19 protein-coding genes and 1 pseudogene are annotated in these 18,098 nt (G+C 47.7%); 17 read left to right on the top strand and 3 right to left on the bottom strand.

Features of this window, described 5'->3' with window-relative positions; translation table 11 throughout:
- The first annotated feature begins 2 nt into the window (after positions 1-2).
- Complete coding sequence (locus ABMB67_RS12205) at positions 3-1,517, top strand: tripartite tricarboxylate transporter permease (protein ID WP_354572220.1); 1,515 nt, start codon at positions 3-5, stop codon at positions 1,515-1,517.
- A 44-nt stretch (positions 1,518-1,561) separates the two neighbouring features.
- Here ABMB67_RS12205 and ABMB67_RS12200 read toward each other — a convergent pair whose 3' ends face one another.
- On the bottom strand, positions 1,562-1,876 hold the full coding sequence (locus ABMB67_RS12200; protein WP_354572219.1) for a winged helix-turn-helix transcriptional regulator: 315 nt from the start codon (positions 1,874-1,876) through the stop codon (positions 1,562-1,564).
- Positions 1,877-2,078: 202 nt separating this feature from the next.
- Here ABMB67_RS12200 and ABMB67_RS12195 point away from each other — a divergent pair, with 202 nt between their 5' ends.
- A complete protein-coding gene (locus tag ABMB67_RS12195) occupies positions 2,079-2,903 on the top strand; it encodes an aldo/keto reductase (RefSeq protein WP_354572218.1) in 825 nt (274 codons plus the stop codon).
- 154 nt (positions 2,904-3,057) lie between these two features.
- Here ABMB67_RS12195 and ABMB67_RS12190 read toward each other — a convergent pair whose 3' ends face one another.
- A complete protein-coding gene (locus ABMB67_RS12190; RefSeq protein ID WP_354572217.1) occupies positions 3,058-3,864 on the bottom strand; it encodes an enoyl-CoA hydratase in 807 nt (268 codons plus the stop codon).
- Between the two features lie 218 nt (positions 3,865-4,082).
- Between ABMB67_RS12190 and ABMB67_RS12185 the strand changes: the two are divergent.
- Positions 4,083-4,229, top strand: a pseudogene (locus ABMB67_RS12185) (type II toxin-antitoxin system HicB family antitoxin); the annotation flags it as partial.
- Positions 4,230-4,354: 125 nt separating this feature from the next.
- On the opposite strand, the gene ABMB67_RS12180 reads toward ABMB67_RS12185, so the two are convergent.
- Positions 4,355-4,765: a winged helix-turn-helix transcriptional regulator gene (locus ABMB67_RS12180; RefSeq protein WP_354572216.1), complete on the bottom strand. Its 411-nt coding sequence runs from the start codon at positions 4,763-4,765 to the stop codon at positions 4,355-4,357.
- A gap of 164 nt (positions 4,766-4,929) precedes the next feature.
- On the opposite strand from ABMB67_RS12180, the gene ABMB67_RS12175 reads away from it, so the two are divergent.
- The 14 genes from ABMB67_RS12175 to ABMB67_RS12110 all read left to right on the top strand — a co-directional run bounded on the left by ABMB67_RS12175 (position 4,930) and on the right by ABMB67_RS12110 (position 18,071).
- On the top strand, positions 4,930-6,129 hold the full coding sequence (locus ABMB67_RS12175) for an MFS transporter (protein ID WP_354572215.1): 1,200 nt from the start codon (positions 4,930-4,932) through the stop codon (positions 6,127-6,129).
- 28 nt (positions 6,130-6,157) lie between these two features.
- Positions 6,158-6,994, top strand: coding sequence for an aldo/keto reductase (locus tag ABMB67_RS12170; RefSeq protein ID WP_390188844.1), 837 nt, complete (start codon positions 6,158-6,160; stop codon positions 6,992-6,994).
- Between the two features lie 281 nt (positions 6,995-7,275).
- The gene (locus tag ABMB67_RS12165; protein ID WP_354572214.1) at positions 7,276-8,352 is read left to right on the top strand and encodes a FecCD family ABC transporter permease; all 1,077 of its coding nucleotides are present in this window, start codon (positions 7,276-7,278) and stop codon (positions 8,350-8,352) included.
- A 13-nt stretch (positions 8,353-8,365) separates the two neighbouring features.
- The gene (locus tag ABMB67_RS12160) at positions 8,366-9,142 is read left to right on the top strand and encodes a heme ABC transporter ATP-binding protein (RefSeq protein ID WP_354572213.1); all 777 of its coding nucleotides are present in this window, start codon (positions 8,366-8,368) and stop codon (positions 9,140-9,142) included.
- A gap of 14 nt (positions 9,143-9,156) precedes the next feature.
- A complete protein-coding gene (locus tag ABMB67_RS12155) occupies positions 9,157-10,173 on the top strand; it encodes an ABC transporter substrate-binding protein (protein ID WP_354572212.1) in 1,017 nt (338 codons plus the stop codon).
- 24 nt (positions 10,174-10,197) lie between these two features.
- Entirely contained in the window at positions 10,198-10,893 is a 696-nt protein-coding gene (locus tag ABMB67_RS12150) for a class I SAM-dependent methyltransferase (protein ID WP_251223331.1), read from the top strand.
- Between the two features lie 278 nt (positions 10,894-11,171).
- The gene (locus ABMB67_RS12145) at positions 11,172-11,351 is read left to right on the top strand and encodes a Fur-regulated basic protein FbpA (RefSeq protein ID WP_251193281.1); all 180 of its coding nucleotides are present in this window, start codon (positions 11,172-11,174) and stop codon (positions 11,349-11,351) included.
- Between the two features lie 13 nt (positions 11,352-11,364).
- Positions 11,365-12,135, top strand: coding sequence for an alpha/beta hydrolase (locus ABMB67_RS12140; RefSeq protein ID WP_354572211.1), 771 nt, complete (start codon positions 11,365-11,367; stop codon positions 12,133-12,135).
- 269 nt (positions 12,136-12,404) lie between these two features.
- On the top strand, positions 12,405-13,358 hold the full coding sequence (locus tag ABMB67_RS12135; protein WP_354572210.1) for a metal ABC transporter solute-binding protein, Zn/Mn family: 954 nt from the start codon (positions 12,405-12,407) through the stop codon (positions 13,356-13,358).
- Position 13,359: 1 nt separating this feature from the next.
- Positions 13,360-14,121 (top strand): metal ABC transporter ATP-binding protein, encoded by a 762-nt coding sequence (locus tag ABMB67_RS12130; protein WP_354572209.1) that lies wholly within the window; start codon positions 13,360-13,362, stop codon positions 14,119-14,121.
- Positions 14,099-15,025, top strand: a complete 927-nt coding sequence (locus ABMB67_RS12125; RefSeq protein WP_354572208.1) for a metal ABC transporter permease — start codon at positions 14,099-14,101, stop codon at positions 15,023-15,025. Before ABMB67_RS12130 ends, ABMB67_RS12125 begins: the two co-directional genes overlap by 23 nt.
- Positions 15,022-15,891, top strand: a complete 870-nt coding sequence (locus ABMB67_RS12120; protein ID WP_354572207.1) for a metal ABC transporter permease — start codon at positions 15,022-15,024, stop codon at positions 15,889-15,891. Before ABMB67_RS12125 ends, ABMB67_RS12120 begins: the two co-directional genes overlap by 4 nt.
- 265 nt (positions 15,892-16,156) lie before the next feature.
- A complete protein-coding gene (aceA, locus tag ABMB67_RS12115; protein ID WP_354572206.1) occupies positions 16,157-17,446 on the top strand; it encodes an isocitrate lyase in 1,290 nt (429 codons plus the stop codon).
- A 292-nt stretch (positions 17,447-17,738) separates the two neighbouring features.
- Positions 17,739-18,071, top strand: coding sequence for a hypothetical protein (locus ABMB67_RS12110; RefSeq protein ID WP_354572205.1), 333 nt, complete (start codon positions 17,739-17,741; stop codon positions 18,069-18,071).
- The last annotated feature ends 27 nt before the right edge of the window (positions 18,072-18,098 follow it).

The following is an 18,098-nucleotide window of genomic DNA, read 5'->3' as shown; positions in this document are numbered from 1 at the left end:
CAATGTCTGAGATCTTTTCAAATCTACTAACAGGTTTCGGTCAAATGATGTCTTTAGAAACGCTGTTATTTGCCTTTTTAGGGGTGTTGATCGGAACATTGATTGGAATTCTGCCTGGAATTGGTCCAATCACAGCCATTGCCCTTTTGATCCCGATGTCATATGGGCTGGCTCCTGTAAATGGCCTCATCCTGTTATGCGGGATTTATTACGGTTCGATGTATGGCGGCTCCATCACCTCCATTCTGGTCCGGACTCCAGGAGATGTCTCTGCCGTTGTTGTGACACTGGATGGGTATGAGATGGCTAAGCAAGGCAGGGCGAAGCCGGCGCTGGCGACTTCGGCGATCGGCTCATTTGTCGGGGGAACGGTGTCGGTGATTGGTCTGATGACACTGGCGCCTGTGTTAGCAAATGCCGCGCAAATTATCGGTTCGGCGGAATATTTTTTATTGATGATTTTGGCGATCACGATGGTTACAAGCTTTACGACAGGCTCACGTTTAAAGGCTTATCTATCCACGTTGCTGGGACTTGCCATTGCGACAATCGGCATCGATTTACAGACAGGACAGTCAAGATTCACCTTCGGAATTCCGAATTTGCTTGACGGAATTGACTTTGTCTTAATTGCGATCGCCTTATTTGCTGTTCCGGAAGCATTGATGAATGTCACGAAAAAAAATAAAAATATGAGCAACATGCAAAAAATGGAAGGCTCTCTCTGGATGACCAAAGATGATTGGAAGCGTTCCGGAAAATCATATGGAAGAGGTTCTGTATTAGGCTTTTTAATTGGGGTTTTGCCAGGCATCGGTCCATCGTTGGCCTCTTTTATGTCCTATGCAATGGAAAAGAAAGTATCGAAACGACCGCAGCAATTCGGCAAAGGGGCGATTGAAGGAGTCGCGGGTCCGGAAGCAGCAAATAATGCGGCGGTTGGCGGCGCGTTCGTTCCGTTGTTCACTTTGGGGATTCCCGGCTCGGCCACGACGGCGCTGTTGCTTGTCATTTTTATGATGTATGGACTTCAGCCGGGTCCGGCGATGATGGAGCAAAATCCGGATCTGATTTGGGCGATTATTGCGAGTATGTACGTCGGGAATATTTTTCTATTGATTTTAAACCTGCCATTGGTCGGGCTGTTTGCCTCGATTTTGAAGCTGCCGAGCGTCCCGCTTTATGTAGGTGTTCTCGCCTTCGCTGTCTTAGGGGTATATGGGCTGAATTTGAATCAATTTGATTTAATGCTGCTATTTTTATTTGGCTTGCTCGGTATCGGGATGCAAAAGTTTGGCTTTCCACTGGCACCTTTAGTGCTATCGGTCATATTGGGTCCTTTAATTGAACAAAATTTGAGCCGGGCGATCAGTTCGGCAAGCGGAAACTGGTTAATATTCTTTGAACGGCCTGTTTCATTAGTGATTATCGTCATTATTGGACTTGTGCTGATTCTGCCGGCTATGCTGAAAGGAATAAAAAAGAAAGTTGATCAAGATATTGATTCCTCCATGTAATAATAGGGAAGGGGAAGGGCTGCAGGGGGATGCCCCAATGAAGTCTAAAGGGTGACATCTCCCCATTCGGCGCCCCACTTTTTCATTTCCTTTAACACGCTGTGGAAAGCCTGACCCTTTTCAGTCAGTTCATATTCAACCGTGACGGGAACCGTCGGATAAACAGTCCGCTTTAAAATCGCGTTTTTCTCAAGATGCTTTAACGTTGTTGTCAGCGCGTTTGGACTGATGCCGTTAATCGTTCTTTTAAGCTCGTTAAATCGTTTCTTGCCGTCATATAGTTCCTTAAGTACGAGAAAAGACCATTTATTTCCGATAATGTTCAATGCTTTCTCGATGCTGCATGGATAGGTTTTCATCCTCTTTCTCCTTACTTACATTAAATAAGTTACTTTCAAAATTTAACTATATTATAATTAAATCACTACTTTCAATACTATAGTAGCTTTTGTAAAATAACAATAGATGATTTCATGCTATCATCCATTCACCAAGAATAACATACGACGAAGTAACAAAAGCTATACGATCAAAGTATGAAGAAAAAGGAGAGAAGCGAAGATGGAATTTGTAACTTTAAACAACGGTTTAAAGATGCCTCAACTTGGATTTGGTGTATGGCAGGTGGAGAATGACGGAGCAACGGCAGCTGTGGCAAAGGCGTTGGAAGTCGGCTACCGCTCCATCGACACGGCGATGATTTACAAAAATGAAGCCGGCGTCGGGAAAGCGTTGAAGGAATCGTCTATTCCGCGCGAGGAATTGTTTATTACGACAAAAGTGTGGAATAGTGATCAGGGCTACGACAATACGCTGCGCGCCTATGATGAAAGCTTGGAACGGCTCGGCCTTGACTATGTTGACTTATATTTGATCCACTGGCCGACACCGAAATTTGATCAATATGTAGATACATATAAAGCGCTTGAAAAGCTTTATAACGATGGCCGCGTAAAAGCGATCGGCGTTTGTAACTTTGAGATTGAGCATCTTGAGCGCCTGTTGAATGAATGTGATGTCAAGCCGGTGCTTAACCAGGTTGAGTGCCATCCATATTTGGTTCAAAAAGAAATAAAGGAATTTTGCGCCAAGCATGATATTTTTGTTGAGGCTTGGAGCCCGCTTGAACAGGGCGGGGATGTGTTAAAGGACGATGTCATTACAAAAATCGCAGCGGCTCACGGGAAAACTCCGGCACAGGTTGTGCTGCGCTGGCATTTGCAAAACAACACAATTGTTATTCCAAAATCGGTAACACCTTCAAGAATTGAAGAGAACTTTAATGTATTCGACTTTGCGTTAACAGCAGAGGAGATCGAACAGATCAGTCAGCTGAACATCAATAGACGCCGCGGCTCACATCCGAATGAGATGCATGTAAGATAATACGCGGCAATGAACGAAGCAGCCATTCATCAATGACGATGGATGGTTGTTTCTGTTGGAGAAGCGCACGGCAAAAAGAGAGTATCCAACGGAGGACACTCTCTTTCGCTTCATTCTGCATGCCTGCAAATCGGCAGTGCTGCCGTTGAACGGCTTATTTTCCTTGCCAATTAGGCTTGCGTTTTTCCATATAGGCTTTTACGCCTTCGGCAAAGTCGTCGCTTCCATACACTTTGGAAACGACATCATCGAAGCTGTCTTCATCCAAAGCGGAAGCCTGAGTCTGGTGGATCCGGTTTAGCGCTTCTTTCGTCGCTTCAATCGTTAATGGGGCGTTCTTACTGATCCGCTCTGCAATGGCCATAACTTCGTCGAAGAAATTCTCCTGATCAAAAATCGCAGTTAAAAAGCCGCGTGACAGAGCTTCTTCCGCTTTTAGCAGGCGGGACGTGAACAGTAAGTCTTTCAGCACCATCGAACCGAGCTGGCGATCTAACCGTTGATAGTTTGCCAGACTGAGGCAGTTTCCAAGTGTTCTCGCCATTGGCGCGCCAAATTGGGCATCTGGTGTTCCGTAGCGCAAATCACAAGTGGCTGAAATCATCATTCCGCCGCCAACGGCATACCCGTGGACTGCGGCAATGGTTGGTTTTGGAAAGTTTTCGAGCTCATCAATAATTTTATCAATTCTTTTTTCATAGGCGATTCCGTCCGCTCCGGTAAAGCCTTCAAATTGGGAAATATCCGTTCCAGCAGCAAGCGCTTTCTCGCCATCACCGCGAATGACCAATGCCCGCACTGTCGAATCCTCTGCTAATTGTTGAAGGTATTCTTGAAACTGCTTATACATTTCCCATGTAATCGCATTCAACGCATGGGTACGGGAAAGAATGAGAACGGCGACGGCTCCCTGCCGCTCCAGCTTGACCGATCCCTGCTCGTTATTCACTGCTTCTGTCATTGAAAAGTCCTCCTTTAACGTTGCACTATTCTTATCATACCGATAAATGAAAATAATCTCAATACAATGATAAGTTCGGAGAGAAGAAAATGAACTATTCTGTGAACATGGTGAAAGCAAGAAGTAGATTTCCTTATCTCCTCTAAAAAAGCGGACGGGATGGGAGGGTCGACTCCTGCAGGAGGGAAGGGCAGGTGGAAATCCAACGGCGGAGCTTTGAGGAGATTGAAAATAAATCGATAAAGAAAACATTGACGATTCCCAAATGGTTGAACGATGCCGGAGAAGCAGAGAAGCTAAACTTTTCTCAATTGCTTCAGTTTGCGATTAAAGAACGATTGGGGATTAAACGAGGTGCTAAATAAAGTAGTTTGATGAGTGTGACGCCGCGCCCATCAATCCGCAATGTAAGACGAGACTTCGTATTCTCAACGGGGCAGTGCCGAAGGGTTATTTTTTTACCTTTTGGCGCTGCCCCTAGATTTCATATTTAGCTTCTGTTCGGCGCAAGATCTTCTTCCGTTTGCGCCTCTTCCGGCTGCTCAGTTAAAACGCTTTTTTCAAGGACGGCGAATTTATCGCCATATACTTTGGTGATATGCGTTTCCCCCCAATTGCAAAGCGCATCTAAAATTCCCCGCAATGTTTGTCCGTAATCACTTAGCTCATATTCGACCTTCGGAGGAACCTGCTGATAGACGATGCGGTTAATCACGCCGTCTTCCTCCAGCTCACGCAGCTGCTGAGTCAGCATTTTTTGTGTGATATTGGGCATCAGCCGCTTCAGCTCGCTCGTGCGTTTTTTTCCATGTGTCAAATGGCAAAGAATCACGCACTTCCACTTCCCGCCAATGACTTCCAACGTCGCTTCGACCGAAATATTATATTTTTTCCTTTTCATAATAACCTCCATGTTCATAGGCACTAAAAAGTACCTATCGCACTTTTTGGTGCTTATCTTACTTTAAAGTGCGTTCTTCCTTTTTGCAAGTGTAGGGCGCATAATAACAATTGCTTCGTCCATGATCGCTTTTTTGGACGAATAAAACAAGGGGAGGCTGCAGAATGACAGAAGGAAAAAACAGACATATCCTCGCACTGCTCGCCTTGGCGGTCAGTGCGTTCGCGATAGGGACGACTGAATTTATCAGCGTCGGCCTGCTGCCGTTAATTGCTGACGATTTGGGAATTTCCGTCTCATTGGCGGGTTTAACCGTTTCGTTGTACGCATTGGGGGTGACGGTCGGCGCGCCGGTTTTAACGGCATTAACATCAGGCATGTCAAAGAAATCGCTGCTGCTCTGGATCATGCTTGTCTTTATGATCGGTAACAGCCTTGCCGCCGGTGCGACAAGCATCGGTATGCTGCTTGTCGCAAGGGTCATTTCCGCGTTGGCGCACGGCGTCTTTATGTCGATCGGCTCGACGATGGCGGCCGATCTGGTGCCGGCCAATAAGAGAGCAAGTGCGATCTCGATCATGTTCACCGGGTTAACGGTGGCGACGGTCACCGGCGTGCCGATCGGGACATTCATCGGACAGCAATTTGGCTGGCGGACAGCATTCGTCGCGATCGTGGCGGTCGGGCTGCTTGCTTTTATCGCCAACAGTATTCTTGTTCCATCTAACTTGAGAAGGGGAGTCGCAACCCGCTTTTCCGAGCAAATTAAGCTTGTGAAAAATCGACGTTTGTTGCTCGTTTTCTTGATGACGGCATGTGGGTATGGCGGGACATTCGTTGTTTTCACCTATTTATCACCGCTGCTTCAGGAAATAACAGGATTCCAGCAAGGAACGGTGACATTCATCCTGTTTATCTATGGTTTGGCGATTGCCATTGGGAATATGATTGGTGGAAAAGTCGCGAACAGCAATCCGTTGCGGGCATTGCTCGTGATGTTCAGTTTACAGGCGCTCGTCCTAGTTGTGCTGACGTTTACGATCCCGTTTAAAGTCGCCGGCTTACTTACCGTATTGGCGATGGGGCTGCTTGCTTTTATGAATGTACCGGGCTTGCAGGTCTATGTCGTCATGCTCGCGGAACGTTTTGTGCCGAGCGCCGTTGATGTGGCTTCTGCGGTGAATATCGCCGCGTTCAACGCCGGGATCGCGATTGGCTCGTACATGGGTGGTCAGATTGTCGACTCGATCGGACTGATTCATACGGCCTGGATTGGCGCGCTGATGGTCGTCATCGCCGTCATCTTAACGGTGATCAGCCGCGCGCTGGAAAAGAAAGAGCAGCTTGCAGCAGACGCTGCATAATTACTAATTATTTTAAGGAGCGATAAAAATGAACCTACAATCAACAACAACTTTGCATAATGGAGTCAAGATGCCGTGGCTTGGCCTTGGTGTTTTTCAAGTCGAAGAGGGAGCGGAGCTTGTAGCCGCTGTGAAGGCAGCGATTAAGCATGGCTACCGCAGTATTGATACTGCAGCGATTTACGGCAATGAAGCAGGAGTCGGACAAGCCATTCGTGAAGCCTTGCGGGAGAACGATCTCACGCGGGAAGAATTGTTTGTGACGTCGAAGGTGTGGAATGCGGATTTAGGCTATGAGGAAACATTGGCTGCGTTTGATGCCAGCTTGCAGAAGCTGGGGCTCGATTACCTTGACCTTTATTTAATTCACTGGCCGGTGGAAGGGAAGTATGAAGAAGCGTGGAGAGCGCTGGAAACCCTTTATCAAGCGGGAAAAGTGAGAGCGATTGGCGTTAGTAATTTCCATATTCATCATCTGGAGACGCTGCTTAAGGCAGCAACTGTCAAACCGATGGTCAATCAGGTCGAATACCACCCGCGCCTGGCGCAAAAAGAGTTGCATGCTTACTGCCACGAGCAGGGGATTCAGCTGGAAGCGTGGTCTCCATTGATGCAGGGGCAGCTTTTGCAGAATGAAGAGTTAAACGAGCTGGCGGCCAAATATGGAAAAAGCGTAGCGCAAATGATTGTACGCTGGGACTTGCAAAATGGTGTCGTGACGATTCCGAAGTCGACAAAGGAAACGCGTATTATTGAAAATAGCTCCGTCTTTGATTTCGAGATTGAGCAAGAAGACATGGAGAGAATCAATCAGTTGAATCAGAACAAACGGGTCGGTCCCGATCCGGATCATTTTGACTTTTAAGGAAGTAGACGAGAGCGTGTGACAACGGCAGTGGCAAAGGGATGTTTGTTCCCCTTTTTCCACTGCCGTTTTTTTCTGCGGCGAAAAAAGATTGATAATTAAAACTATACAGGCCAGTCCAACCGTGTTACAATTTTACAGAAACGTAACACCGATCGTTTTATAGTGAATTCAATGTTAGGTAGAAAAGATAAGAATGGGGAACAATGTGCGGGATGATTCAAAGAAAAGCCACTACGCGTTTTTCTTAATCGAAAATAAACACTGCGAAAGGAAAGATCATGTCTGGGAAGAAAATAGCCGGAATAAGAAAACGATTTAACCGAGATGAGCCGAATATGAAGGTGATTGTCTCATTACTCGTCCTCATCGGTATTTTATCGATTATTTTAGCAATCGGCATCGGCCCTGTTTCGGTTCATCCGCTGACCGTCGCCAAAATCGTTCTTAGCAGGATTCCCTTTCTGTCCGAGTCTTTTGTTGTGAGCTGGACGGACCTCGATGAAAATATTGTCTGGGGCTTGCGGATGCCACGGGTGCTGCTCGGCATGATTGTTGGCGCTTCGCTTGCTGTCACCGGGGTAACGATGCAGGCATTAGTCCGCAACCATTTGGCTGACCCGTTTATTCTCGGGATCTCGTCAGGGGCGGCGGCAACGGCAACATTAGGCATGCTGTTCGGGGTTTTTGCCTTTTTAGGAACATATGCGCTTTCGATCAGCGCCTTCATCGGAGCGGCGGCGACGATTATCATCGTCTATACGATTTCCCGGGTGAAAGGAAGAATCAACATTACCCAGCTTCTGCTCTCAGGTGTCGCGATCGCGATGATCATGGATGCAATTACAAACATTATAACCTTAAGCGCCCCGAATGCACTAGGGTTACATAACGCCACCTTTTGGATGTCGGGCAGTCTCGCCGGGGCGAAGTGGGGATATTTGCAGCTTCCTCTCATTGTGATCGTCATTTGTATGACGGTGCTGATGATTCAGCATCGGGCATTAAATGCTTTATTGCTGGGAGATGAAGCAGCCGGGACGTTAGGATTCAATGTGAGCCGGCTGCAAAAGCTGCTCGTCCTGATTGCCTCGCTTTTAGCCGGGGTGACGATTGCCGTCAGCGGATCGATTGGATTCATCGGCTTAATGGTGCCGCATATGACACGCTTGCTCATTGGTTCAGACCATAAGCGGGTACTGATTGTGAGCGCTTTGCTCGGCGGGATTATCGTCGTCTGGACCGATGTCGCGGCGCGAATGGTGATCGCCCCGCAGGAATTGCCGATCGGGCTATTGACCGCTTTAGTAGGCGGACCGTTCTTCATTTGGCTTTTGAAGCGGAAATCACGAGTATGAAGGTGGTGAAATGATGAAACTGCAAGTAGAGCAGCTGAGCTTTTCGTATGACGAGAACAAAATCATTGAAGATATTCACCTTCATGTGACGAAGGGGGAGTTTATCGGCATTATCGGTCCGAATGGCAGCGGCAAATCGACCGTGCTGAAAAATTTATACCGGGCACTTAAGCCGGATTCCGGGGCGATGCTCTTAGACGGCGAAAATCTGCTGAAAATGAACAACAGGAAAGCCGCTCAGAAAATCGGAGTCGTCGGCCAGGAAAATGCAGTCCCGTTTGATTTTAAAGTCGAGGAAATTGTTGCGATGGGGCTGAGCCCGCATAAGAAGCTGTTTGATGGCGACACGCCGGCGGATAAAGAGATTGTCGCAAAAGCGTTGGCGCAGACCGGGATGAAAGAGATGGCGAAACGAAATTATCTTCAACTTTCCGGTGGGGAGAAACAGCGGGTGTTACTGGCACGGGTGCTCGCGCAGCAAACAGATTTTCTGCTTTTGGACGAGCCGACCAATCATTTGGATATCCACTTTCAGTTGCAAATGTTTGATTTGATCAAAGGGCTCGGCGTAACAGTGTTATCGGCGATCCATGATTTGAATCTCGCCGCCTTGTACTGTGACCGGCTTTACGTACTAAAAGACGGTCGATTGCAAAAGGCCGGAACGCCGGAGGACATTTTGACCCCGGCAACGATTCAGGAGGTTTACGGCATTAAAGCCGATGTGATGATACATCCGGTAACGAAAAAAATCTCAATTACTTATTTACCGGAAAGCCTACACTTATAAAGGAGAGGAACAGGATGAAAAAAAGATGGATAGGTGGCTTCATAATGATCGCGCTGATTGGCTTACTACTGGCCGGCTGCGGGACGGCGGATCAGGAAACAGGCGAAACGGAGGAAGCAGAAGGAACGGGTTCGCAGGAGGAAACAGGAACGGCTGAAGAGGCCGCGACGGATTCTGAAGCGCTGACTTTAGATAACTACGGCAGAGAAGTAACGGTAACGGAAAAGCCGACGAAGGTGCTGACATTAGGTCCGAACACGACTGAATTGTTTATTGCTCTTGGCTTAACGGATTATGTGATTGGCAACAGCCTTAAAAATCACAGCAGAGGACCGCTTCCTGAGTATGAAGAAGAGTATGCGAAGATTCCTGAATTGACGTATGGCTCAGCGACGCGAGAAGCGGTGACGACGAGCGGAGCCGACTTTATTTACGGCATTGACTGGGAATTTGGCGGCGAAGGACTGGATGTTGACGAATTAGCCGGATTAGGGATGACAACATACATGAACAGCGCAACGTCTCTTGAAGAAATGTATCAGGAAATTCGCGATATCGGAAAAATTTTCGAGATTGAAGAGGCGGCGGAAGCGTATGTTGCCGATCAGGAAGCGCGGATTGCCGCTGTAGAGGAGACAATTTCCGGCGAAGAACCGGTGAAGGTCCTCGTTTATGACAGTGGTGGTGATGGCGTCTTCACAGCCGGAGGGACGAATTTTGAAACGTTACTGATTGAATATGCCGGCGGAAGGAATGTATTCGATGATATTACCGACCAGCAGTGGACGACCGTAAGCTACGAGGAAGTGCTGGCGCGAGACCCAGACGTGATCGTCGTTCACGATTACGATTCGCCGTCATTGGAGCAGAAAATAGAGGATATTAAAAATGATCCGGCGCTTTCGCAACTGGAAGCCGTACAAAATGAACGTTTTGTCGCAATTACGCTCGAAAGTGTTCTTCCTGGAAATCGGATGGCCTATACGGTGGAAACTTTAGCGCAAGGCTTTTATCCGAACCTGTTTAACTAAAATAGAGAAGGAGTGGCGACAGCAATGAGTAAGAATGAGCAGCTTTACGATGTTTGGTGGGATCATGCCGCAGAGGAAGAAAACATGGAAGCGCAGCATATTGATGGATGGAAAGAGATTGTTTCGTATATGAAGGAAGAGGATCTTTCCACTTATTCGGTGCTTGATTTCGGCTGCAACCGCGGCGGTTTTTTACGCTATTTGTACAGCGTGAAGCCATTTAAGGCAGGCGTCGGCATTGATCGCGGGGTGGAGTCGGTCAAGCTCGCCAATGAAAGAAAGCGGGATCTGCCGCTTAGCTATGTGGCGACAGGCTCTCCTGAACAGCTGGAGCAAACGTTTGATCTAGCCTTCGCTTTGTCGGTTATTTATTTAATCGACGATTTGAAAACACATGCGCGTAAAATCAAGCAGGCATTGAAGCCGGGTGGCGTATATTATGTAACGTATACCGACCTGAGTGATAACCCGAGCGCCGCTCATTTTCAAAAGACGATTGAACAGTACAGTCATTTAAAGGCGAATGTCCATACGCTTGATCAGATTGCCTCGGCTTTTACGAATGAAGGCTTCCATGTCCAGTTGATGAGAAAAAGACCTGGCAGCTTTATCGACATTTCTGGAGAGAGTGAATACTTTCAGTCGGTTCAGGATCAGGTGAAGGCGCAATACGAGCAAGCCTATGTATTCAGGTTTTCGCTGCCGGCGGCTTCAGATTGAAGTCGCCTCATGTATTATTTGTTTTTTCGGTAAGGGCTGGGCAAAAGATAAAAAAACCCTTTTGTCTTAGCCCTGCTTTTCTTTTTGTTATAAAATATAGTTGACAGGTCGGAATAATAAGATTTATAATAGGTGTATCTTAAGCTGATCGGCAAACGAAGGCCTAACCTTTTCGTGTTTTAAGGTTAGGCGTTTTTGTTTAGGTCAGCTGAAAGCTAGGAACTGGTTTATCCAATGTCAATTTGATACATGAACCTATCAGTTGAGGAGGTAAGCAAATGTCACAATTAAGTGAAGCAGTTCTTCGGAGGAAAGAAGAATTAATTAAAAAATTACTGCACTTAGGCGTTTATAAGAAAGATGGCCATCATCTTTACGAGCTGACCTTATCAGAGGTTGAAACAGAATATGACAATGTTCGGAAACGAAGAGCGCTTCATAAAAGCGAACAAAGCTAAGGAGGAAACAGAGATGAAAGAAAGCTACCCGGTGATCGAAGGAGCAGAAGCCTTTTATAAGAAAGGAAACGACATTGGAATCTTGATCTCGCACGGCTTTGTCGGTACGCCGCAAAGTGTTGCATTTCTCGGGGAAAAGCTGGCGGAATACGGCTACACTGTTTATGCGCCCCGCTTAAAGGGACATGGCACACATTATCAGGATTTAGAGCGCGCGACCTATCAGGATTGGTTTTCTGATATCGAAGCAGGCTACAAATACGTAAAGGAGCAATGCTCGTCTGTATTTGTCGTCGGACAATCAATGGGAGGAACATTGGCGCTTTGGCTGGCCGAAAAATACCCGGAAGTGAAAGGACTGGTGCTCATCAATGCCGCTTTGCGCGTTCCAGGCTATGAGTATTTGCGGGATGTCTCAGCTCCTGCATATGTCGATGAAGTCAACCCAGACATCAAACGCCAGGATGTTCAGGAAATCACCTATGACAAAGTACCGGTAGCCGCGATTCACCAGCTGCAGACATTAATGAACCGTACTCCAGCGAAGCTCGCCCAAATCAATACACCTGTTTTTTGCTTCAAATCAACGGAAGATCATGTCGTCCCGCCGGCGAGCACCGATCTCATTTTACGTGCGATTGGCTCAGAACAAAAAGAGGTGCGTACGCTGACAAATTCCTATCATGTCGCTTCACTCGATTACGACCAGGAACGGATTGTGGAAGAAACTCAGCAGTTTATTGCCCGGAATACGAGAGGCTTAGGTTATAAGAGAACGGGATAACCCCAGTAGCCCGGATGAATACAATTGCATAGAATAAAGGGAGAGAATGGTCCAGTCTGGTCCATTCTCTTTTGCTAAAATACGTTCATGGTTTTGTTAGGAAAGACCGGCAGCGGAAAAAAAGATATTGACAATGTTTTTTTTTGGGAGTAAAGTTTCCTTAGGGAAACAAACATTACCTAGACAAATATATTTGTCTACATAAAATGTTTGTGCATGTACGCATATTTGCAACCAGGATAATCGAGTAAGAATTTGGAGGGGAAATCATGAAAAAGAAAAGTTGGAGGTTTGTTGTGTTGGCTGTCCTATTCGGTTGGATGATCGCTGCTTGTAATCAAGCGGAGACCGGGACAGGTGGTGAAGGGGAAGAGGCGGAAGAAACGATAAAAGTCGTAACGACGATTGCACAAATCGGGGAACCGTTATCGGTGATTGGCGGCGACTATATTGAGGTAAACAGTTTAATGGGACCATCCGTTGATCCTCATCTCTATAATGCCACTCAGGGAGATATTGCGACATTGCAGGAAGCGGACGTGATTTTTTACAGTGGTCTTGATTTAGAGGTCAATATGGTTGAGATTTTCAATCAAATTGCTGCGGAAAAACCGGTTGTGGCGATTGGTGATACGATTTCAGAGGATCAATTGTTAAAAGAGGAGGACGGAGTGGTTGACCCTCATATCTGGTTTGACATCCGTCTTTGGAAGCAGGCGCTTGAGGCGGCGGTAGAGGAATTAAAAGCTTATGCTCCTGATCATGCTGATGATTTTGAAGCCAATAAAGCAGCGTATTTCGCCGAGCTTGAAGAGCTGCATCAGGAGGCGCTGGAGAAGCTCAGCGGGATCCCGGAGGAGCAGCGCGTCCTTGTCACAGCTCATGATGCCTTTGGGTATTTCGGAAATGCGTTTGAGATGGAAGTTATCGGTCTCCAAGGGCTAAGCACAGAAGATGAAGTGGGGGTTTCTGACATTAATGAAACGATTGCGATTGTGAAGGAGCACCAAATTCCTGCTATTTTCGTTGAAACGAGTATACCGGCCCGGACGATCCAGGCGGTGATCGAAGGAGCGGCAAATGAGGGCGTTGAGATTGAATTGGGCGGAGAGCTGTATTCGGATGCGATGGGTGAAGCTGGCACCGAGGAAGGAACGTACATCGGGATGTACCGCCACAATGTCGAGACGATCTATGAAGCGTTAAGCGGAGGAGATGAGTAAGATGGCAGAAGCAGTGCTGCAAGTGGAAAATTTAGCTGCGGCTTACCGGAAGCAAACGGTGTTGCACGATGTCGATGTAGAAGTAGAGGCCGGTTCGTTAACGGGAATTGTCGGCCCGAACGGCGCGGGAAAGTCGACGTTTTTGAAAACGATTCTGCAGCTTCATCCTGCTTTGTCAGGAACGGTCCGCTTTTTCGGCCTGCCATTCAAAAAAGCGAAGAAGCGAATCGGCTATGTGCCGCAAAGGGGATCGGTTGATTGGGATTTTCCGACCGATGCTTTGGATGTTGTGACGATGGGGTTATATGGACAGATCGGATGGCTCAAGTGGCCATCCCGTTCGCATCAGAAAAAGGCTTATGAAGCGCTCGATAAAATGGGGATGGCTGATTATGCAAACAGGCAGATCAGCCAGCTGTCAGGCGGCCAGCAGCAGCGTGTCTTTTTAGCGCGGGCATTGGTGCAGCAGGCTGATCTCTATTTTATGGATGAGCCGCTCGCCGGGGTCGATGCCGCGACGGAACGGGCGATTATGACGACGTTGAAGGAATTAAAGGCGCGCGGGAAAACGGTGATGGTCGTCCACCATGATTTGCAGACGGTTGCGGATTATTTTGACCATGTCTTGCTGCTGAACCGCACGGTGATCGATCATGGTAAAACGAAGGAAGTCTTTACAAATGATAATATTACAAGAGCATATGGAGGAAATATGCGTTTACTAAGAGAGGAGCAGCAGCATGTGGTCCATTCTCTTAAGTAGTAACACTCAATGGGTATTGATTAGTACGATGATTCTTGGAATTGCGGCTGGCACGATTGGCTGCCTCGCTTATTGGCGCAAGCAGAGCCTGATGAGTGATGCGCTTGCTCACGCCTCCCTGCCTGGGGTGGTGCTCGCTTTTTTCCTATTAGGAGAAAAGAATTTGTTCATTATGATTATCGGAGCGGCGATCAGTGCCTTGCTCGGTGCCTTCTTTATTCAATGGATTCAAACGGCGACACGGGTAACCGCTGATACAGCGATGGGCATGGTGCTTTCGGTCTTTTTTGGGCTCGGAATTATGCTGTTAACGGTGGTGAACCGGACAGCCGGCGGAAATCAGAGCGGTCTGGACAGCTTCATTTTCGGTCAGGCAGCTTCGATGGTCCGCGCCGATGTGTATACGATGACCAGCTTAGCGCTTCTCGTCATCTTCGTAGTTGTAATCGGCTTTAAGGAGTGGAAGCTTTATTTGTTTGATGCGGGCTTTGCCAAAGGGCTCGGTTTGTCGCTAACGTGGATGAATATACTTTATACAGCTGTGCTGGTCATGACGATCGTTATCGGCATCCAAGCGGTCGGCGTCATCTTGATCGCTGCTTTACTGATTATTCCGCCGGTCAGCGCGCGTTACTGGACGCAATCGTTTAAATGGATGGTTCTGCTATCAGCAATCGTTGGCGGGATAGCTGGCTCGGTCGGCACCGCGATCAGTGCGTTAGGAAGCGGCTGGCCGACAGGTCCGTTTATCGTTGTCGCCGCGGCTGCCTGCTTTGTCGTTTCCCTTCTTTTCGGCAAGGAAAAAGGGGTATTGGTCCAACATTTGCAATTTAAGGCTCAGAAAAAGCAAGTAGAGCGGGAGCAGCAGAAGGCACAGCTTTATACTAAAGGGGTAGGATCATGACGTATACAGCCTGGATTCTTTTGACGGCGTCTTTAGTTGGTCTGTCTTGCGGCTTGATCGGCGTGTTTCTTATTTTGCGAAAGATGGCGATGATGTCGGATGCGATCAGTCATACCGTCCTGCTCGGGATCGTCATTGCTTTTTTGATCACGCGGGAACTCCAAGGCCCGCATATGTTAATCGGAGCGATTCTCGCCGGTTTGCTGACTGCCTTTCTCGTCCAATGGCTCCATTCATTGGACATTGAGCTTCATGCGTCAATGGGAATTGTCTTTACGACTTTATTTTCAATTGGCGTTATTTTAATTGCGACGTCAGCTGGAAATGCTCATCTTGATGTGAAGCATGCGTTAATGGGCGAGATCACCTTTGTTCCCTTTAACATGATGGAGCTGCCGATCATCGGGGAAATCCCAAGAACGACGGCGATGCTGGCCCTTGTCTTTCTGATTGTCCTCTTCTTTGTCATTGTTTTATATAAAGAGTGGAAAATCACCTCATTTGATCCGGCGCTGGCGGCAAGCTTAGGTATACCAGTCTTGCTGATGCATTATCTTTTTATGAGCCTCGTTTCGATTACGACGGTCGCTTCGTTCGATGCTGTTGGAGCAATTATGGTCGTGGCGATGCTGATTACTCCGGCTGCTTCCGCCTATTTGTGGACAGATAAGCTGTTGACAATGCTTGTTCTGAGCAGCTCCTTTGGCGTCATTTCAGCAGTCGTCGGCTATTATCTCGCAGCCTGGATCGATACGTCGATCTCCGGTTCAATGGCTTTTGCGACAGGCCTGGTGTTTCTGATCAGTTTTATTTTTTCGCCGAAGCACGGCTTAGTCTCTAAACGGCTGCATGCTGTAAAATCATAGCGAAAGGAATGCTGTCACAAGGTTGAAACACAACCTTTGGCGGCATTTTTTTGTTGTTCTGATGTATAACAGAAAAGAGGAATTAGAGGATTTATAAGACAAATCATTAAAATAGTCAAAAAATTTTAAAATAAGTGATTGTTTTTATGTTGTTTCTGTTATATTATAAAAATGCAAAATATATTCTGTTATAGTACATTGCTAGTATGAAATGGGGACGACAGATATTTTGCAAAACATTATAAAGACAGGAGATGAGGAGAGTATGATGAAGCAAAATGGACGATTGGAAGCGGAAAGGCTGCAGGAGCAATGGGAAACAGAGGCGCGCTGGCAGGGGATCGAGCGGCCGTATACAGCAGACGACGTGATGCGTCTAAGAGGCTCGATTCAGATTGAGCATACACTTGCGAGGGCAGGAGCGGAGAAGCTGTGGAAGCTGTTAAGAGAAGAACCGTTTGTTCAGTCACTTGGCGCCCTGACAGGAAATCAGGCCGTCCAGCAGGTGAAGGCCGGTTTGAAAGCGATTTACTTAAGCGGCTGGCAGGTCGCGGCGGATGCCAATCTTGCCGGTCAGATGTATCCCGATCAAAGCTTGTATCCGGCGAACTCTGTCCCTCAGGTTGTGAAGCGAATGAATAATGCACTTGCCCGGGCTGATCAGATTCAACATATGGAAGGAGAAGGCGACGTTGATTATTTCGCCCCGATCGTCGCTGACGCGGAGGCCGGCTTTGGCGGACAGCTTAATGTCTTTGAGCTGATGAAAGCGATGATTGAAGCCGGGGCGGCGGGCGTTCATTTTGAAGACCAGCTCGCTTCGGAAAAGAAATGCGGCCACCTGGGTGGGAAGGTTCTTATTCCAACACAAACGGCGGTTCGCAACCTCGTCTCCGCCCGGCTGGCGGCCGATGTTTCTGGTGTGCCGACTGTCATTATTGCCCGGACGGATGCCGACGCAGCCGACCTGATTACGAGTGACATCGATCCGGCGGATGCCCCGTTCATTACCGGGGGGCGAACAGCAGAGGGCTTTTACCGGACAAAGGCTGGAATTGATCAGGCGATTGCTCGCGGTCTCGCCTATGCGCCGTATGCTGATTTGCTCTGGTGCGAAACTTCGAAGCCAAGTCTGGAGGAGGCACGGCAGTTCGCTGAAGCGATTCATGCTCGTTTTCCTGGAAAAATGCTGGCCTATAATTGCTCTCCTTCCTTCAACTGGCAAGCCAATCTCGACCGCGAGGCGATTGAAACGTATCAAATCGAATTGAGTAAAATGGGCTACAAATTCCAGTTTGTCACATTAGCCGGCTTCCACTCTTTAAATTACAGTATGTTTGAGCTGGCCAGAGACTATAAAAAGCGTGGAATGGGCGCGTACACGGAGCTTCAGCAGGCTGAATTTGCGGCGGAGGAGCACGGGTATACCGCGACGCGCCATCAGCGTGAGGTTGGCACGGGCTATTTTGACGAGGTGGCACAGGTCGTATCAGGCGGGACAGCTTCGACGACTGCCTTGACGGGCTCTACCGAAGAAGCGCAGTTCCAGCAATAAGCCGTTCGGGCAGGGGCCCGCTGAAAGCTGAAAAAAGTGAAAATCATCCTTTTTCAGCAGCCTCTTCAGGCACAAGGGTTATTGGGAAGCCCCCCTCCTAATAAACCTGTGACGGGCTATTGCCGAATCGGAGTATGAGCAAAGAGGCTGGACAAAGATTCTTTTACCTTTCGTCCGGCCTATCCTTTTTTTCAATGCTAATATCTTCAAGCGGAGCCTGTATTTTATTGTAGAGGATGCGGGCGGCTCCTCTATATAATGAAAGGAAGACTGGAAAAAGGATTGTGCGCTCATGAACCAACATCAACAAACCGTAAAGAAATGCTGCGAAAGTCTGCTGGAACCGACATGCGAGGCGGCCTTGCCGCCGATTGCCTACCGCTATTTACGCTGGAATGAACTAGAACAGTTTCAAACGAAAAGCATCGAGTGGTTTACCTTAAACGCAGTTTTGCTTGCTGAATTGGAGACGAGGTCACTTCATGATGTTCTGCTGGCGGAATTAAGGCGAGTTGCGCAGCTCGAAGATGTCCACCGCCTCATTCCACATGAAAAAGAACGACAGGCCTTCTACCAATTTTCAAACGTTATTCCTTTTCAAAAAAGGGAAAAAGGCCGCTGCTGAAAACGTCCGACTTTCACATTTTCAGCA

The sequence above is a fragment of the Halalkalibacter oceani genome (assembly GCF_040544555.1).
In the GTDB taxonomy this organism is placed as follows: Bacteria; Bacillota; Bacilli; order Bacillales; family Bacillaceae_D; genus Halalkalibacter; species Halalkalibacter oceani.
This window is presented reverse-complemented; position numbering and strand designations above follow the sequence as displayed.

Bases quoted from the DNA above. Each gene is read 5' to 3' on its own strand.
- ABMB67_RS12205 (WP_354572220.1), top strand. From the start codon at position 3: ATGTCTGAGATCTTTTCAAATCTACTAACAGGTTTCGGTCAAATGATG.
- ABMB67_RS12200 (WP_354572219.1), bottom strand. From the start codon at position 1,876: ATGAAAACCTATCCATGCAGCATCGAGAAAGCATTGAACATTATCGGA.
- ABMB67_RS12195 (WP_354572218.1), top strand. From the start codon at position 2,079: ATGGAATTTGTAACTTTAAACAACGGTTTAAAGATGCCTCAACTTGGA.
- ABMB67_RS12190 (WP_354572217.1), bottom strand. From the start codon at position 3,864: ATGACAGAAGCAGTGAATAACGAGCAGGGATCGGTCAAGCTGGAGCGG.
- ABMB67_RS12180 (WP_354572216.1), bottom strand. From the start codon at position 4,765: ATGAAAAGGAAAAAATATAATATTTCGGTCGAAGCGACGTTGGAAGTC.
- ABMB67_RS12175 (WP_354572215.1), top strand. From the start codon at position 4,930: ATGACAGAAGGAAAAAACAGACATATCCTCGCACTGCTCGCCTTGGCG.
- ABMB67_RS12170 (WP_390188844.1), top strand. From the start codon at position 6,158: ATGAACCTACAATCAACAACAACTTTGCATAATGGAGTCAAGATGCCG.
- ABMB67_RS12165 (WP_354572214.1), top strand. From the start codon at position 7,276: ATGTCTGGGAAGAAAATAGCCGGAATAAGAAAACGATTTAACCGAGAT.
- ABMB67_RS12160 (WP_354572213.1), top strand. From the start codon at position 8,366: ATGAAACTGCAAGTAGAGCAGCTGAGCTTTTCGTATGACGAGAACAAA.
- ABMB67_RS12155 (WP_354572212.1), top strand. From the start codon at position 9,157: ATGAAAAAAAGATGGATAGGTGGCTTCATAATGATCGCGCTGATTGGC.
- ABMB67_RS12150 (WP_251223331.1), top strand. From the start codon at position 10,198: ATGAGTAAGAATGAGCAGCTTTACGATGTTTGGTGGGATCATGCCGCA.
- ABMB67_RS12145 (WP_251193281.1), top strand. From the start codon at position 11,172: ATGTCACAATTAAGTGAAGCAGTTCTTCGGAGGAAAGAAGAATTAATT.
- ABMB67_RS12140 (WP_354572211.1), top strand. From the start codon at position 11,365: ATGAAAGAAAGCTACCCGGTGATCGAAGGAGCAGAAGCCTTTTATAAG.
- ABMB67_RS12135 (WP_354572210.1), top strand. From the start codon at position 12,405: ATGAAAAAGAAAAGTTGGAGGTTTGTTGTGTTGGCTGTCCTATTCGGT.
- ABMB67_RS12130 (WP_354572209.1), top strand. From the start codon at position 13,360: ATGGCAGAAGCAGTGCTGCAAGTGGAAAATTTAGCTGCGGCTTACCGG.
- ABMB67_RS12125 (WP_354572208.1), top strand. From the start codon at position 14,099: ATGTGGTCCATTCTCTTAAGTAGTAACACTCAATGGGTATTGATTAGT.
- ABMB67_RS12120 (WP_354572207.1), top strand. From the start codon at position 15,022: ATGACGTATACAGCCTGGATTCTTTTGACGGCGTCTTTAGTTGGTCTG.
- aceA (WP_354572206.1), top strand. From the start codon at position 16,157: ATGATGAAGCAAAATGGACGATTGGAAGCGGAAAGGCTGCAGGAGCAA.
- ABMB67_RS12110 (WP_354572205.1), top strand. From the start codon at position 17,739: ATGAACCAACATCAACAAACCGTAAAGAAATGCTGCGAAAGTCTGCTG.